General features: G+C 71.2%; 11 protein-coding genes and 2 pseudogenes. All 13 read right to left on the reverse strand.

The features are described 5' to 3' along the window. Window positions 1-14 precede the first annotated feature (14 nt). Window positions 15-1,070, reverse strand: a pseudogene (locus tag MW084_RS03585) (ABC transporter ATP-binding protein); the annotation flags it as partial. Further along, window positions 1,057-2,052 carry an ABC transporter ATP-binding protein gene (locus MW084_RS03590; protein WP_010475481.1) on the reverse strand — a complete coding sequence of 332 codons (996 nt, stop codon included), beginning with the start codon at window positions 2,050-2,052 and terminating at the stop codon, window positions 1,057-1,059. The pseudogene MW084_RS03585 and the gene MW084_RS03590, both read right to left, overlap by 14 nt. 9 nt (window positions 2,053-2,061) lie before the next feature. Continuing rightward, window positions 2,062-3,087: an ABC transporter permease gene (locus MW084_RS03595; RefSeq protein ID WP_010475479.1), complete on the reverse strand. Its 1,026-nt coding sequence runs from the start codon at window positions 3,085-3,087 to the stop codon at window positions 2,062-2,064. After that, window positions 3,080-4,003, reverse strand: a complete 924-nt coding sequence (locus MW084_RS03600; protein WP_010475476.1) for an ABC transporter permease — start codon at window positions 4,001-4,003, stop codon at window positions 3,080-3,082. The genes MW084_RS03595 and MW084_RS03600 overlap by 8 nt, the downstream gene beginning before the upstream one ends. A 31-nt stretch (window positions 4,004-4,034) precedes the next feature. Next, window positions 4,035-5,660: a peptide ABC transporter substrate-binding protein gene (locus MW084_RS03605; protein ID WP_010475475.1), complete on the reverse strand. Its 1,626-nt coding sequence runs from the start codon at window positions 5,658-5,660 to the stop codon at window positions 4,035-4,037. Between the two features lie 215 nt (window positions 5,661-5,875). Next, a complete protein-coding gene (locus MW084_RS03610) occupies window positions 5,876-6,958 on the reverse strand; it encodes an ABC transporter ATP-binding protein (protein WP_010475473.1) in 1,083 nt (360 codons plus the stop codon). Continuing rightward, window positions 6,951-8,009 carry an ABC transporter ATP-binding protein gene (locus MW084_RS03615; RefSeq protein ID WP_010475471.1) on the reverse strand — a complete coding sequence of 353 codons (1,059 nt, stop codon included), beginning with the start codon at window positions 8,007-8,009 and terminating at the stop codon, window positions 6,951-6,953. The genes MW084_RS03610 and MW084_RS03615 overlap by 8 nt, the downstream gene beginning before the upstream one ends. 11 nt (window positions 8,010-8,020) lie before the next feature. Continuing rightward, complete coding sequence (locus tag MW084_RS03620; protein WP_010475469.1) at window positions 8,021-9,010, reverse strand: ABC transporter permease; 990 nt, start codon at window positions 9,008-9,010, stop codon at window positions 8,021-8,023. Further along, the gene (locus MW084_RS03625) at window positions 9,003-9,932 is read right to left on the reverse strand and encodes an ABC transporter permease (RefSeq protein ID WP_010475468.1); all 930 of its coding nucleotides are present in this window, start codon (window positions 9,930-9,932) and stop codon (window positions 9,003-9,005) included. Before MW084_RS03625 ends, MW084_RS03620 begins: the two co-directional genes overlap by 8 nt. A gap of 136 nt (window positions 9,933-10,068) precedes the next feature. Then, the gene (locus MW084_RS03630; protein WP_255114531.1) at window positions 10,069-11,688 is read right to left on the reverse strand and encodes a peptide ABC transporter substrate-binding protein; all 1,620 of its coding nucleotides are present in this window, start codon (window positions 11,686-11,688) and stop codon (window positions 10,069-10,071) included. Between the two features lie 690 nt (window positions 11,689-12,378). Then, window positions 12,379-14,286 (reverse strand): translational GTPase TypA, encoded by a 1,908-nt coding sequence (typA, locus tag MW084_RS03635; protein WP_010475592.1) that lies wholly within the window; start codon window positions 14,284-14,286, stop codon window positions 12,379-12,381. 194 nt (window positions 14,287-14,480) lie between these two features. After that, window positions 14,481-15,150: periplasmic substrate-binding domain-containing protein (locus tag MW084_RS03640; protein WP_476718367.1), on the reverse strand; the 670-nt coding region annotated here is incomplete at its 5' end. A gap of 1 nt (window position 15,151) precedes the next feature. Continuing rightward, window positions 15,152-16,799: pseudogene (locus tag MW084_RS03645) on the reverse strand (ABC transporter substrate-binding protein); the annotation flags it as partial. Window positions 16,800-17,114 lie beyond the last annotated feature (315 nt).

The raw sequence follows: 17,114 nt of genomic DNA on the forward strand, positions 1-17,114 counted from the left end.
GNCGGGCCNGGGNNGGCCGGGTCGCGCGGGGGCCCCGCCCCGTCCGGTACGACGTGGAGCTCCTCCGCGAAGTGGCACGCCGAGTCGTGCCGGGCGGGGGTGGCGGAGTCCCGGAACGCCGCGGGGACGGCGAGCAGCGGCACCTCCAGGGCGCACCGCTCGCGCGCCTTCCAGCAGCGGGTGCGGAAGCGGCAGCCGGACGGCGGGTTCGCCGGGGACGGCACGTCGCCGGAGAGCAGGACGCGCTCGCGGTGCCCGCGCGCCTCGGGGTCCGGCACGGGCACCGCCGACAGCAGGGCCTGGGTGTAGGGGTGGGTGGGGTGGTCGTAGATCTCGGTGTCGGTCCCCGTCTCCACGATCCGCCCGAGGTACATCACGCCGACCCGGTCGGAGATGTGCCGGACGATCGACAGGTCGTGGGCGATGAAGACGTACGACAGGCCGAACTCGTCCTGGAGCCGCTCCAGGAGGTTGACGACCTGCGCCTGGACGGAGACGTCGAGGGCGGAGACCGGTTCGTCGGCGACGATGACGCGCGGCCGCAGGGCGAGGGCGCGGGCGATGCCGATGCGCTGGCGCTGGCCGCCGGAGAACTGGTGCGGGTAGCGGTTGACGTGCTCGGGGCTGAGGCCGACGACCTCCAGCAGCTCCTGCACCCTGCGGCGGCGGTCGCCCTTGGGCGCCGCCTCCGGGTGGATCTCGTACGGCTCGCCGACGATGTCGCCGACCGTCATCCGGGGGTTCAGGGACGTGTACGGGTCCTGGAACACCATCTGGACGTCGCGCCGCACGGCCTTCAGGGCGCGCCCGGACAGGCGGGTGACGTCCTCGCCCCGGTAGCGGATGGCGCCGGAGGTGGGCCGCTCCAGGCTGACCAGCATCCTGGCGACGGTCGACTTGCCGCAGCCGGACTCGCCGACGATGCCGAGCGTCTCGCCGGGGCGCAGGTCGAAGGAGACACCGTCGACGGCCTTGACCGCGCCGACCTGCTTCCTGAACAGCACACCCCGGGTGAGCGGGTAGTGCCTGACGAGGTTCCGCACCTCCAGCACGGGCTCAGCGGGCCGCATCGACGGGCTCCTTGTGGAGGGTCTCCCGCCAGAAGTGGCAGGCGCTGCGCCGGTCGGCGGAGACCTCGTACAGCGGGGGGTCGTCGGTGCGGCACACGTCGCGGACGCGGGGGCAGCGCGGGTGGAAGGGGCAGCCGGGCGGGATCGCCGTGAGGCTGGGCGGCAGGCCCCTGATCGCGTACAGCTCCCGCCCCTTGTGGTCGAGGCGCGGGATGGAGTCGAGCAGGCCCTGGGTGTAGGGGTGGGCGGGGGCCTTGTACAGGTCGTGGACGGGGGCCGTCTCGACGATGCGGCCGGCGTACATGACGGCGATGCGGTCGGCGACGTCCGCGACGACGCCGAGGTCGTGGGTGATGAGGACGAGGCCCATGCCCATCTCCCGCCGCAGCTCGGCGAGGAGGTCCATGACCTGCGCCTGGACGGTGACGTCGAGGGCGGTGGTGGGCTCGTCCGCGATGATCAGGGCGGGCTCCAGGGCCATCGCCATGGCGATCATGACGCGCTGGCGCATGCCGCCGCTGAACTGGTGGGGGTACTGGCCGACGCGTTCGCGGGCGGCGGGGATGCGGACGCGGTCCATCAGCTCGACGGCCCTGGCGCGGGCGTCCCTCTTCGACATGCCGCGGTGGACGGTGTACATCTCGGCGAGCTGGTCGCCGACGGTGAGGACGGGGTTGAGGGCGGACAGGGCGTCCTGGAAGATCATCGCCATCCGCGCGCCGCGCACCCGGCGCCGCTCCTCCTCCCGGAGGGTGAGCAGGTCGCGGCCCTGGAAGAGGATCCGCCCGGCGGTGATCCGGCCGGGGGGCGTGTCGAGGATGCCCATGACGGCCTGGGCGGTGACGGACTTGCCGGAGCCCGACTCCCCGAGGACGGCGAGGGTCTCGCCCGCGTCGACGGAGAAGGTGACGCCGTCGACCGCCCTCGCGGTGCCCTCGCGGGTGCGGAACTCGACGTGGAGGTCGCTCACTTCGAGCAGCATGGCGGCTCCTCAGCGCAGCTTGGGGTCGAGGGCGTCGCGGACGGCGTCGCCGAGCATGATGAACGCGAGGACGGTGACGCTCAGCGCGCCGGCGGGCCACAGCAGCATGTGGGGGGCGTTGCGGATCTGGGGGGCGGCGTTGGAGATGTCGATGCCCCAGGAGACGGTGGGCGGGCGCAGCCCGACGCCGAGGAACGACAGCGTCGCCTCCAGCGCGATGTAGGTGCCCAGCGCGATCGTCGCGACGACGATGACGGGGGCGACGGCGTTCGGGGCGACGTGCCGCAGCAGGAGCCGCCCGCTGCCGGCGCCCAGCGAGCGGGCCGCCTGGACGTAGTCGTGCTGCTTGGCGGTGATGACGGAGCCGCGGGCGATGCGGGCGATCTGCGGCCAGCCGAGCAGCACGATGAACCCGACGACGGGCCACACGGTGGTGCTGGTGACGACGGAGAGGAAGACCAGGCCGCCGAGGATGACGGGGATGCCGAAGAAGATGTCGGCGGTGCGGGAGAGCAGGGCGTCGCCCCAGCCGCCGAAGAACCCGGCGAGCCCGCCGAGGAGGCCGCCGAGCAGGGCGGCGCCGAGGGTGGCGGCGATCCCGACGGTGATGGAGGCGCGGGCCCCGTGGACGGTGCGGGCGTACACGTCGCAGCCCTGGGTGTCGTACCCGAAGGGGTGGCCCGGCTCGGAGCCCTCCTGCGACTTGGCGAGGTCGCAGCGGAGGGGGTCGGTGTCGGTGAGGAGCTGCGGCCACAGCGCGACGAGCACCAGGAGGACGATGAGCAGCGACGAGACGAGGAACACCGGGTTGCGGCGCAACCGGTGCCAGGTGTCGGTCCACAGGCCGCGCGGCCTGCCGCCGGGTCCGGGCGGCGCGCCCTCCCCGCCGGCCGGTGCGGCCTCCCGCCGGTCCAGGGTCTCCGCTTCGCTCATGGCCAGGTCCATCGCGCCGCCGGCGCCGGTCGGGGCGATCGCCTCGCGCGGGTCGTCGTACGGGTGGTCCGCGCGGGGGTCTCGCCGGTACGGGTCAGGCATAGCGGATCCTCGGGTCCAGGACCGCGTAGAGGAGGTCGACGAGCAGGTTCGCCACCAGGAAGACGATCACCAGGATCGTCACGAAGCCGACGACGGTGGGCGAGTTGTTGCGCAGGATGCCCTGGTAGAGCTGGTAGCCGACGCCGTGGATGTTGAAGATCCGCTCGGTGACGATGGCCCCGCCCATCAGCGCCCCCACGTCGGCGCCGATGAAGGTGACGACGGGGATGAGGGAGTTGCGCAGCAGGTGCCGGGTGACGACGCGGCGGCGCGGCAGGCCCTTGGCGACGGCGGTGCGCACGTAGTCGGCGCGGGTGTTCTCCGCGATGGAGGTGCGGCTGAGCCGGGTGACGTAGGCGAGGGAGACCAGGGCGAGGACGACGCCGGGCAGGAGCAGCTCGTCGAACCGGGCCTCGGAGGAGACGGAGGGGCTGATCCACCCCCACTTCACGCCGAGGAGGAACTGCAGGAGGTACCCGGAGACGAAGGTGGGGACGGAGATGACGACGAGGGTGAGGACCAGCAGCCCCGTGTCGAGCGGACGGCCCCGCCTCAGCCCGCTGACCACGCCGAGGGTGATGCCGACGGCGACCTCGACGACCACGGCGACGAGGGTGAGGCGCAGCGTCACCGGGAAGGCGGTGGCCATCAGCTCGGTCACCCGCTGGCCGTTGAAGGCGGTGCCGAAGTCGCCCCGGAAGATCGCCCCCATGTAGAGGAGGTACTGCTTCCACAGGGGCTCGTCGAGGTGGAGGTCCCGGCGGATGCGGGCGGCGGTGGCGGGGTCGGGCGCCTTGTCGCCGAAGAGCGCCGCGACGGGGTCGCCGAGGGCGTAGACCATGAGGAAGATCAGCAGGGTGGTCCCGGCGAACACGGGGATCATCTGGAGCAGCCGCCGGATGACGTAGCGTCCCATGGGGCCTCCTGACGGGTGTGCGGGCGGTGGCTCAGCCGACCTTGATCTGGTCGTAGACGGGGACGCTGAACTGGTTGAGCTTCACGTCGGAGAGCCGCTCGGAGTAGCCGGCGCTGCCGTTCTGGTACCAGAGGGGGATGGCGGGCATCTGGGCGGCGAGGACCCGCTCGGCGTCCCGGAAGTGCTTGACGGCGGCGGCCTGGTCGGACTCGGCGTTGGCGCGGTCGATCAGGGCGTCGAAGCGCCGGTTGCTGAACTTGCCGTAGTTGGAGGAGGCGCCGGTGGAGTAGAGGGGCTCCAGGAAGTTCTGGATGAGCGGGTAGTCGGCCTGCCAGCCGGAGCGGAAGGGACCGGTGATCCGGCCTTCGGTGGTCTGGTTGCGGAAGTCCGCGAAGGTGCCGACGGGGTTGACGGTGCAGACGGGGCCGCGGCCCAGGACGTTGTTGAGGCTGTTGCAGACGGCGTCCATCCACTGCCGGTGGGAGCCGGTGTCGACGTTGGACGTGAGGGTGATCCGGCCGCCGGGGAGGCCGCCCCCCTCGGTGATGAGCCGCTTCGCCTCGGCCGCGTCGAAGACGCACGCGTCGCCGCAGGCGTCGGAGTACCCGCCCTTCTCGCCGAGGGCCGGGGAGGTCCAGTCCTTGGCGGGGGTGCGGGTGCCCTGGAAGATCTGCTCGGTGATCTGCTCGCGGTTGATCGCCTTGGAGATGCCGGTGCGGACCTTCTCCATGCCGGGCTTGGACCACTCGGGCCGGTAGAAGGGGAAGGCCAGGGTCTGGATGATGAGGGCGGGCTGGTTGATGTACCGGTCGCCCAGGTCGTTCCCGACGTTCTTCAGCTGCTGGGCGGGGATGTCGTCGACCAGGTCGAGGTTGCCGGAGATCAGGTCCTGGTAGGCGGTGTTGTTGTCGGTGTAGACGCGCAGGTCCACCCCGGCGTTGCGGGCCTTGTCGGGTCCCTGGTAGCCGTCCCAGCGGCGCAGTTTCATCGCGCTGCCCCGGGTGTACGAGTCCACGGTGTACGGGCCGTTGCCGACGGGCTTGGCCAGCCACGCCTCGCGGTCGGTGAAGAACGCCCGCGGCAGCGGCATGAACGCCTGGTAGCCGAGGGTCTCCGGCCAGGTGGAGAACTTGTCCTTCAGGGCGACGGTGAAGGTGCGGTCGTCCTTGACGACGAGTCCGCGCATGGTCTTCGCCCTGGCGGCGCCGGACTCGGGGTGCACGTCCTCGTAGCCGACGATGTCGGAGAAGAACGGGGCGTTGTTCTGCTTGTTGTCGATGTGGGCGCCGTAGTTCCACGCGTCGACGAAGGAGCGGGCGGTGACCTTCTCGCCGTTGCTGAAGGTCCAGCCGTCCTTGAGGGTGACGGTGAAGTTCTGCGAGTCGGTCGTCTCGATCCTCTCGGCGACCATGTCCTGCGCCTCGCCCGTCTCCGGGTCGTACCGCTTGAGGCCCCGGAAGACCATGTCGAGGACCTTGCCGCCCTGGACCTCGTTGGTGTTGGCGGGCTCCAGGGGGTTCTGGGGGTCGCCCCAGGAGGAACTCAGCACGCCGTCGCCGCCACCGCCGTCGCCGCCCCCGCCGCAGGCGGTCGCGGTGGCCGCGAGGACGGCGGCGACGGCGACGGCGGCCCGCGCGGTCCGCGTGGTTCCAGGCATGGGGTGCCTCCCTCATCCGCCGGCACTTGCTGCGCCCCAATACACCCCGGTCGCGGGGGCGGCGCACTCCGGCGGCGGCCATCCGGTGCCCGCACGCGGGGAGGACCGCCCGAACGGGTGCGGCGGAAGGGGGGAGCGGCCCGTCCGGCGGCCGAACACGACGGTGCCCGGCCCACCGCGGGGGTGGACCGGGCACCGTCGTGTACCGGGAGGGGTCACGCCACGTGGATGACGTCCTTCTCCTCGGCGAAGTGGCACGCCGACTCGTGGGCGGCCGGGGAGTCCGAGCCCTTGAAGCGCTCGGGGATCGCCAGCAGCGGCATCTCCTGGGCGCACTTGTCCTGCGCCTTCCAGCAGCGGGTGCGGAAGCGGCAGCCGGACGGCGGGTCGGCCGGGGACGGGACGTCGCCGGTGAGGATGATCCGCTCCCGGCCCTCGCGCATCTCCGGGTCCGGCACCGGCACGGCCGACAGCAGCGCCTGCGTGTACGGGTGGGTGGGGTGGTCGTAGATCTGCACGTCCGTGCCGATCTCGGCCATCTTCCCGAGGTACATCACGCCGACCCGGTCGGAGATGTGCCGCACGACGGACAGGTCGTGGGCGATGAAGATGTAGGAGAGGTCGAACTCGTCCTGCAGCTTCTCCATCAGGTTGACGACCTGCGCCTGGACGGACACGTCCAGGGCCGACACCGGCTCGTCGCAGATGATGATCTCCGGGTTGAGCGCCAGGCCGCGGGCGATGCCGATGCGCTGGCGCTGGCCGCCGGAGAACTGGTGCGGGTACCGGTTGATGTACTCCGGGTTGAGGCCGACGACGTCCAGCAGCTCCTGCACCCTGCGGCGGCGGTCGCCCTTCGGCGCCACCTCCGGGTGGATGTCGAAGGTCTCGCCGATGATGTCGCCGACCGTCATCCGGGGGTTCAGGGACGTGTACGGGTCCTGGAACACCATCTGGATGTTGCGGCGCACCGCCTTCAGGGCCCGGCCGGACAGCTTGGTGATGTCCTGGCCCTTGTAGAAGACCTCGCCGGAGGTGGCGGTCTCCAGCAGCATCAGCAGCTTGGCGACGGTGGACTTGCCGCAGCCGGACTCGCCGACGATGCCGAGGGTCTCGCCCCGGTACAGGTCGAAGGAGATGCCGTCGACGGCCTTGACCGCGCCGACCTTCTTCTTGAACAGGATGCCCTGGGTGAGCGGGAAGTGCTTGACCAGGTTGCGGACCCGGAGGATCGGCTCGCCGCGGTCCGCGGTGGGAGCGGCGCCCATGGACACCTCCGCCTTCTCGAGGTCAGCCATGGATCGTCTCCTTCCAGAAGTGGCACGCACTGCCGCGGCCGACGAGCTCGGTTCCGTCCTGCTCGGTGACCCGGTGCAGCGGCGGAAGATCGGTGCGGCAGACGTCCTGGGCCTTCGGGCACCGCGGGTTGAACGCGCAACCGGTGGGGATGCGCGTCAGGTTGGGCGGCAGGCCCTTGATGGCGTAGAGCTCCTGGCCCTTCTGGTCCAGACGCGGGATCGAGTCCAGCAGGCCGCGCGTGTAGGGGTGGGCGGGGCGCTTGTAGAGCTCGTGGACGGGGGCCGTCTCGACGATGCGGCCCGCGTACATCACCGCGATCTTGTCCGCGACGTCGGCGACGACGCCGAGGTCGTGGGTGATCAGGATGAGGCCCATGTTGAACTCGCGCTGGAGCTCCGCGAGCAGCTCCATGACCTGGGCCTGGACCGTCACGTCGAGCGCGGTCGTCGGCTCGTCGGCGATGATCAGGTCCGGCTCCAGGGCCAGCGCCATGGCGATCATGATGCGCTGGCGCATGCCGCCGGAGAACTGGTGCGGGTAGTCGTTCACCCGGGCCTTGGCGGCCGGGATCTTCACCCGGTCCATCAGCTCGACGGCCTTGGCCTTGGCGTCCTTCTTGGACAGGCCGAGGTGGACGCGGAACATCTCGCCGAGCTGGTAGCCCACGGAGAGCACCGGGTTGAGCGACGACAGCGCGTCCTGGAAGATCATCGCGATCTTCCGGCCGCGGATGCGGCGGCGCTCCTCGGCGGACATCTTGAGCATGTCCTGGCCGTGGAAGAGGATCTCGCCCTTGGGGATGCGCCCCGGGGGCATGTCGAGGATGCCCATGATGGCCTGCGCCGTCACGGACTTGCCGGAGCCCGACTCGCCCAGCACGGCGAGGGTCTCGCCGGAGCTGACCGAGTAGTTCACTCCGTTGACGGCCTTGGCGACGCCGTCCCGGGTGTGGAACTCCACGTGGAGGTCGCGCACTTCGAGCAGCGGCCGGGTGCCGTCCGCGGCACCGCTCGGCACGGGGGTGTCCCCGGTCTTTTCGATGGTGGTCACGTACGCCTCCCTCAGCGCAGCTTGGGGTCGAGGGCGTTGCGTACCGCATCGCCGAACATGAGGAACGAGAGGACGGTGATGGAGACCATCACGGACGGGATGATCAGCACGTAGGAGGCGTTGCGCAGCTGCTCGCGGCCGCTGGAGACGTCCACGCCCCAGGAGACGGTCGGCTCCGCCAGGCCGACGCCCAGGAAGGACAGCGTCGCCTCGGCCGCGATGTACCCGCCGAGCGCGATGGTGGCGACGACGATGATCGGGGCGAGGGCGTTGGGCAGGATGTGCCGCGTCAGGATGCGGGTGGTGGAGGCGCCCAGCGCCTTGGCGGCGACGACGTAGTCGGCCTGCTTGATGGTGATGACCGCGCCCCGGGAGACACGGGCGATCTGGGTCCAGCCGAGGAAGGCCAGGGCGAAGATCACCACGTAGACCTCGCGCTTCTCGAAGCTGCTGAGCACGACCATCGCGCCGAGCAGGAACGGGACGCCGAAGAAGATGTCCGTGACGCGGGAGAGCAGGCTGTCGATCCATCCGCCGAAGTAGCCGGCGAGCATGCCGACCAGCGTGCCGAGGAGCGTGACCAGGACGGTGACGCCGACGCCGACGAGGATCGACGCGCGGGCGCCGTAGAGCACGCGGGCGTAGATGGAGCGGCCCTGGCCGTCGTAGCCGAGCCAGTCCGGCTGGAAGAAGTGGCCCCAGTTCGGCGGCTGGAGGTAGTGCTTGGCCAGGTCCGCGTCGCGCGGCGAGGCGCTGGTGAACAGCGACGGGAAGAACGCGATCAGCAGCAGCAGCGCGATGAGCCCCGCCGATATCAGGAACATCGGCTGGCGGCGCAGGTCGTGCCAGGCGTCGGACCAGAGGCTGCGCGGCTTGCCCGGGGCGGGGCCGGTCTCGGCGACGATGTCGGAGGCCGAGGCCGGGACGATCGGCTTGTCGGCGGCCTTCTCGAGAGTCGTCCCGCCGTTCTCGGCGGCGTTCTCGGCGGTTGTCTCAGGCATACCGGATCCTCGGGTCCAGGACCGCGTACAGCAGGTCGACGAGCAGGCTCATGAGCAGGTAGACGAGGACGATCAGCGACGCGATGCCCACGACGGTGGCGCCCTCGCGGCGGATGAGCGCGTCGAAGATGGTGTAGCCGACGCCCTTCACGTTGAAGATGCCCTCGGTGACGATGGCGCCGGTCATCAGGGTGCCGATGTCGGTGCCGAGGAAGGTGACCACCGGCACGAGCGAGTTGCGCAGCAGGTGGACGCCGATGATGCGGCGGCGCGGCAGGCCCTTGGCGACCGCGGTGCGCATGTAGTCGGCGCGCAGGTTCTCCGCCATCGACGTACGGGTGAGCCGGGCCACGTACGCCAGGGAGAGGGAGCCGAGCACGATGGCCGGCAGGAAGAGGTCCCCGAAGCTCTCGGAGTCCTGCACGGTCGGGGTGACCAGGCCGAGCTGGAAGGCGAAGACGTACTGCATCAGGTAGCCCAGCACGAAGGAGGGCATCGAGATCAGCACCAGGGTCAGGGTCAGCAGGCTCTTGTCCCGCAGGGAGTTGGGCTTCAGGCCCGCGATGACGCCCAGGCCGATGCCCACCAGCACCGTGAAGGCGAAGGCGAAGAGCGTGAGGCGGATCGTGACCGGGAACGCCTCCGCGATGATGTCCGCGATGGGGCGCTGGCTGGCGATCTGGACGCCGAAGTCGCCCTGGACCAGGTTGGTCAGGTAGTTCCAGTACTGGAGCAGCAGCGGCTGGTCGAGTCCGAGCTGCTTGCGGATCGACTCGATGACCGCCGGGTCGTAGTTCTGCTCTCCCGCGAGCGCTCTGACGGGGTCGCCGGGCAGGGCGAACATCATGCTGAAGATCAGAAAGGTTGACCCGATGAACACCGGGATCATCTGGAGCAGTCGTCGTGCGACATAGCGCCCCATTGGTGCCTCCGTGTGGGGTTGACTGCGGTCCGACGGCAGCCGCGGACATGACAGGGCGGCTGGCGTCGGACCACCGCCGCCGTCGGATCTCCGACGGCGGCGGTTGACGGCCGAGTGAGGTGGCTCGCAGGCGCTGTTACTTGACGGTGACCTGCGTCAGCTCGAGGTCGCCGTGGAAGTCGACGCTGACGTTGTCGACGCCCTTGCCGTGGCCGCCGTTGATGCGGTAGTACCACAGCGGGATCGCCGGCATCTTCTCGAGCAGCTTCTTCTCGACCGTCTGGTAGGACTTGACGGCCTCGTCGAGCGAGCTGGCGTTGTCGCCCTTGGCCATCAGCGCGTCGATCTCCTTGTCGGAGAAGCGACCGTTGTTGGACTCGGCCTTGGAGTGGTAGAGCTCCTTGAGGAAGTTCACGTTGACCGGGTAGTCGGCCACCCAGCCACCGCGGTACATGCCCTTGACCTGGTTGTTGTCACGGGCCTCGAGGTCCGTGGGGAAGTCCGGCTTCGGGTCGCCGACGCAGTCGACGCCGGTGGCGTTGCGGATGGACTCGCAGACCGCGGTCACCCACTCCTTGTGGCCGCCGTCGCTGTTGTACTGGATGAAGATCTTGTTGCCGGGGACGCCGCCGCCCTCGGTGACGAGCTTCTTCGCCTTGGCCGGGTTGTACGTGAAGACGTCCGTGCCCAGGTCCTGGTTGCCCTTGACCTGCGGCGGCGTGAAGCTGGTCGCCGGGGTGCGGGTGTTGTTCAGGACGGTCTTGGTGATCGTGGCGCGGTCGATCGCCATCGACAGGCCCTGGAGGACCTTGGGGTCGACGTCCTTGAACGGCTTGCTGTAGAAGGCCGGGACGAGCGACTGGATGGCCGCGTACTCCTGCTCGATGGCGCCGTCGCCCAGGTCCGCCTTGTACTTCGGCAGGTCCGTCGGGCCGACCTGGCGGATGATGTCCAGGTTGCCGGAGACGACGTCGCGGTACGCGGCCTCGACGGTCGCGTAGTTCTTGAACTGGATGCCCTTGTTGGCGGCCTTGTTCGGGCCCTGGTAGCCGTCGAACGCCTTGACCTGGATGAGCTTCTTGTGGTCCCAGCGCTCGAACTGGTAGGGGCCGTTGCCGACCGGCTTCTTGCCGAACGCCTTCGGGTCGTCGAAGAAGACCTTGGGCAGCGGGGCCCAGGTGGCGTAGCCGAGCTTGTAGTTGAAGTACGGGACCTTCGTCTTCAGCGTGATCGTGAAGGTGGTCTCGTCGATCGCCTTCAGACCGGACATCTTGTCGGTCTTCGGCTCGCCCTTCTCCGGGTGGACGTCGTCGTAGCCCTGGATGTCGGAGAACCAGAAGGAGTTCTGCTGGGCGTTCTTGGAGTTGGCGTACCAGTTCCAGGCGTCGATGTACGACTGGGAGGTCACGGCCTCGCCGTTGTGGAACTTCCAGCCCTTCTTGAGCTTGACCGTCCACACCTTGGAGTCCTTGGTCTCCACGGACTCGGCGTTCGTGTAGACGATCTCGCCCTTGGCGTCGAAGTCGAGGAGCTGCGTGAAGAGCGACTGGATGACGTACGAGCCGTTGGTCTCGTTCGTGTCAGCCGGGATCAGGGGCTTCTGCGGCTCGCCGACGTCGATGGACACGTAGCCGGCGGGCTTGCCGCTGCTGCTGCCGCCCTTGCCGTCGTCGCCCTTGCTCCCGCCGCAAGCCGTGGCAGCCATGGCAACGGCGATCGCGCCCGCCACCCACTTGGCGCTCTTGACACCGCGCATGGGTTCCTCCTCATGAGTCACTTGTCACTGAAGTGGGGATACGCGCAAGTCGCCGACACCCCTGACGGCGTTCGTGCGGCACCCCCGTGTGTGCTCGTGAATCGGCGCGCTCCCCACAGCGCGTGACCCGTTGACCCGAGCTCAATGGAGCCAACTATTAAGTACGAGCAGTCCGTAAACCACACTTACAGGGTCTCGTTTTGACAACATCAGTCATGCCCCGTTAGTCCAAATCAGGACAAACCGATCACAGACAGACACGCGCGAAACGGACTGTTAACCCGTGTACCGGTGAGCAGTGATCGATATGCGGACACTTGGTCGAGGTAAACGAGTTGACGGACGGCGCCCCCGCCCACCGAGGACACCCCACCTGCCTGTGGCCCCCGTCACACCCGGACCGGGGCCGTCGCCGCTGGCGCGCCGCACCCGCCCCGGCGGCAACGCCGGACGCACCCTGGCCGTCCGTCATGTGACCCGCGCCACACGGCGGGTGGAGCGCCCGCTCCCCACCCGCCGTACGGCGGGCGCCCCGTGGAGTGCGGGGCACAGGCCCGGCCGGCCCGCCCGTACGCACCATCCGCCCATGCGGAACGCCCGGCCGGGAGAGCCCGGCCGGGCGTTCGTGCGGAGCGTCGCGCGATCCGGGCGGCACGGCCCGCGCGGGGCCGCGAGGGCCGCCGGGGCGCGTCAGCCGTGCTTGGCGCGGGAGGCCGCGCGGGCGCGCTCGCGCGCGTCCAGGTTGACCTTGCGGATGCGGACGGCCTCCGGGGTCACCTCGACGCACTCGTCGTCGCGGCAGAACTCCAGCGACTGCTCCAGGGAGAGCTTGCGCGGCGGGACGATCGCCTCGAACGAGTCGGCCGAGGACGACCGCATGTTCGTGAGCTTCTTCTCCTTGGTGATGTTGACGTCCATGTCGTCGGAGCGGGAGTTCTCACCGACGATCATGCCCTCGTACACCTCGGTGCCCGGCTCCACGAAGAGGACGCCGCGCTCCTGGAGGTTGGTCATCGCGAAAGCGGTGACGACGCCGGAGCGGTCGGCGACGAGCGAGCCGTTGTTGCGGGTCTGGAGCGCGCCGAACCACGGCTCGTGGCCCTCGTGGATGGAGTGGGCGATGCCCGTGCCGCGCGTCTGCGTCAGGAACTCCGTACGGAAGCCGATGAGGCCGCGCGACGGGACGACGAACTCCATGCGGACCCAGCCGGAGCCGTGGTTCGACATGTTGTCCATGCGGCCCTTGCGGACGCCCATGAGCTGCGTGACGGCGCCCATGTGCTCCTCGGGCACGTCGATCGTCATGCGCTCGACGGGCTCGTGGAGCTTGCCGTCGATCTCCTTGGTGACCACCTGCGGCTTGCCGACGGTCAGCTCGTACCCCTCGCGGCGCATCTGCTCCACCAGGATGGCCAGCGCCAGCTCGCCGCGGCCCTGCACCTCCCAGGCGTCGGGGCGCTCGGTGTCCAGGACGCGCAGCGAGACGTTGCCGATCAGCTCGCGGTCCAGGCGGTCCTTCACCTGGCGGGCGGTGACCTTGCGGTCCTTGACGGCGGCCTTGGCGTCGGCGCCCTTGCCGGTGCCGCCCCGGCCGACCAGCGGCGAGGTGTTGGTGCCGATGGTCATGGAGATGGCCGGCTCGTCGACCGTGATCAGCGGCAGCGCGATCGGGTTCTCCGGGTCGGCCAGCGTCTCGCCGATCATGATGTCGGGGATGCCGGCGACGGCGCAGATGTCACCCGGACCGGCCTTCTCGGCCGGCTTGCGGGTCAGCGCCTCGGTCATCATCAGCTCGCTGATGCGCACGTTGGCGACGGTGCCGTCCCGCTTGATCCACGCGACCGTCTGGCCCTTGCGCAGTTCGCCCTGCTCGACGCGGAGCAGCGCGATGCGGCCGAGGAAGTTGTCGGCGTCGAGGTTGGTGACGTGGGCCTGGAGGGGGGCGTCCTCGTCGTACACCGGGGCCGGGATGTGGTCCAGGATCGTCGAGAAGAACGGCTCCAGGCTGGTGGAGTCGGCGGGGACCGTGCCGTCCTCCGGCTTGGTCAGCGAGGCGACGCCGTCGCGGCCGCAGGCGTAGACGATCGGGAACTCGATCTGGTCCTCGTCGGCGTCCAGGTCCAGGAAGAGGTCGTACGTCTCGTTGACGACCTCGTCGATCCGGGAGTCCGGGCGGTCCGTCTTGTTGATGCAGAGGATGACCGGCATCCGGCGCTGGAGGGCCTTGCGGAGCACGAAGCGGGTCTGCGGGAGCGGGCCCTCGGAGGCGTCCACGAGGAGCACCACGCCGTCGACCATCGACAGGCCGCGCTCGACCTCGCCGCCGAAGTCGGCGTGGCCGGGGGTGTCGATGATGTTGATGGTGATCGGGGCCCCGCCGTCCTTGGGGTGGTACTTCACCGCCGTGTTCTTGGCGAGGATCGTGATGCCCTTCTCACGCTCCAGGTCGTTCGAGTCCATCATGCGGTCGTCGACGGAGTCGAGCTGGTGGGCGGCGAAGGCACCCGCCTGCTTGAGCATGGCGTCGACGATGGTCGTCTTGCCGTGGTCGACGTGGGCGACGATGGCTACGTTACGGATGTCGTGGCGCGTGGGCATGGGTGGCTGGCGCTTCTCTCGGATCGTGGGTGCGGCGTCTCGTCTTCCTCAGTACGCCCGCCGGGCGGACGCGCCACGGCTCTGTCCATGGTACGGGGCTGCCGCGCAGTCGGTCCCCCGGGCGACGATCGTGCCCGCCGCGGGGCCCGCCGGGCAACGCGACCGGGCGGTCCTCGCACCTGTTCGCCGACGCTTCACCCCTTCTTCTTCTTCGGCGCGGCGAACCCGATGTCCTCGTAGCGCGGCGCCGCGAAGCCGAAGGCGCCCGCGTTGACGACGTTCCTGCGGACGGCGACGAGCTCGGGCCGCTGGAAGAGGGGGATCGACCCGGCGGCGGCCCAGATCCGGGCGTCGGCGCGGTGCAGCAGGTCGCGGGCGGCCTCCTCGTCCAGTTCGGCGGCGGCCCGCTCGAAGAGCTGGTCGATGTGGTCGGTGCCGACCCGCGTGTAGTTCTGCTCCACCAGCAGCGAGCCGTCCACGGCGGGCTCCGGCTTGGCGTGGATCGGCCGGCCGTCCGTGGCGGGGAAGGCGGTGCCCGGCCAGGAGTAGAGGGCGAGGTCGTACTCGCCGGAGGCGATGTGGTCCCGGAAGAAGCTCTCGTCGGGGACCTTGTGGATCTCGGTGCGCACGCCGATGCGGTCCAGCATCGCCGCGATCCTGCCGCCGACGGTGCGGAGCTGCTCGGAGCCGGGGCCGGAGGGCAGGACGAAGCGGAGCGCCAGGGGCCGGCCGTCCTTGCCGAGGGGGCCGGCGGCGGAGCCGGGCCCCTTTGGGGCGGCGGTGCCGACGGGCGCGTACGCGCCGGGCGCGCCCTCCCCGGTGCCGGGGCGCCGGAGGCCGGAGGCGTCCTCGGCCCGGCCGGCCNGGCCGGCTCCCCGGGCGCCGGTCCCGGTGAGGGCCGCCGTGGCGGTGCGGGCCGGAGCGGCCGGGCCGCGGACGGCCGCGGGTACGGGGGCGCGCGTGCCGGGCGCGGCGGCGGGCTTGTCCTCGCCGACGATGTACACGCCCTCGTCGGGCCTCGGGTCCGCCGTCCCCGCCGCGCCCGGTGCCCGGGTGGGCGCGGCGGCGGGCGGGGTGTCCCCCGGCGCGGACCCCGCCGGGGTCTCCGACGCCTCCGCGCCCGCCCCGGTGCCCTCCTTCGGCGCGGCGGTCGGGCGGGCGCCCTCCCTCGTCCAGCCCGCGTCGGCGAGCAGGGCGAGGGCCTCCTCGGTGTCCTGGCCGCCCAGGGCGCCGCTGTTGTCCGCGTACGCGTCCTGCCCGGCCAGCGCCAGGTGGGAGCCGACCGGCTCCGCGGGGAGGCCCAGCGGGGCCAGTACGGCCTCGGCCAGCGCGCGGCGGTCCAGGGCGCGGGCGACCGCCCGGCGCACCCGCTGGTCGGCGAGCGGCCCGGACTCGCCGTTCATGGCGAGCTGGGTGTACGCGGGCTCCAGCGACCTGCGGACGACGTAGCGGCGCAGGGCCCGCCGCTCGGCCTCCCCCGCGGCGGCGGCCCGCCGCTCGCGGAGCCGTGCGGCGTGCGCCCCCGCGGCCCCGGCCCGGGCGGAGCCGTGGGCGGCGGCCCAGGACTCCAGCGCGGCGGAGGGCGCCTCGGCGCCGGGCCGGTGCGGGGCGAGCCCGCCCTTCGCGTCCGGACGGTCCCCGGCCGCGGCGCGGGTGACGCGGGCGGCGACGGACGCGTCGACCTCGGCGACGTCGACGGTGCCGGCGGCGAGCGCCTCGGCGCGGCGGTCGCGCGGGACGGCGCGCAGGACGAGGCTCGTGAGCTTGGCGGGCTCGCCCCACCAGCGCGGGTCGCGGACGAGGGTGAGGGTGCCGGCCCTCCTGTCGACCGCCTTCACCCGGAACGGCCCCGCGGTCCGCGGCAGGCCGGTGCGGGAGTCGTCGTTGAAGGCGCGCGACGACCCGGTGACCTCCTTCGGGTACAGCGGTGTGAACAGCGACTTCCAGTCGGCGTAGGGCTTGCCGAAGGTGACCCGGACCTCCAGGTCGTCGGCGCCGCGCTCGATCTTCTCGATGCGCTCGTACCCGGCGTTGCGCGCGGTCCAGTACGCGCCGTCGCGTCCGCGCAGGGCCCGCCACTGGGCGACGAAGTCGGGGGCCCCGATCTCGCGGCCGTCGCTCCACACGGCCTGCTGGCGGAGCCGGTACCGGACGACCTGCCGGGGCTCGCGGTCGATGATCTCGGCGGACTCCAGGTAGTCCGGGTTGGCCTGCGGCCGGCCCCGCTCGTCGAGGGTGAAGAGGGCGGGCAGCACGGCGCCGGCGACCCGGGCGGTGGCGGCGTCGGCGTCGGCCTGGAAGGCGTTGAAGGTGGCGGGCAGCGCGTCGACCGCCCAGCTCAGGGTGCCGCCGTCCGCGACCGCGGAGCGGGGCGCGGCCGCGATGTCCGGGGGTACGGCCCGGGCGGCGCGCTCCTCGTCCCCGGAGCCGCAGCCGGCGAGTGCGGACACGACGAGCGCCCCGCCGGTGAGGAGCGCGACGGACCGGAGTGCGCGGACGCCGACGTGGGCCATGGCTTGTACCTCTTCGTCCGGATTCCTGAATTTAGGGATGATCACATCTATTACTCGCACCACTGAAGGGGAGGGGGCCGCCGGGCCGGCGGCGACACGGCGGGGACGGCCCGGAACTCCACCCGCGCGGCGCAACGCACCCGGAAGGCGGGCGGGGCAGGCGGACCGGGTGGACGGCGCCGGGCAGGCGTCGCCGGGTGGACGGTGTCGGGTGNNNNGGGCGGGGCAGGCGGACCGGGTGGACGGCGCCGGGTGGACGGCGCCGGGTGGGCGGCGCCGGGTCCACCCGGCGCCGGGTGGGCGGCGCCNGNNGTG

Source organism: Streptomyces sudanensis, assembly GCF_023614315.1.
Taxonomy (GTDB): Bacteria; Actinomycetota; Actinomycetes; order Streptomycetales; family Streptomycetaceae; genus Streptomyces; species Streptomyces sudanensis.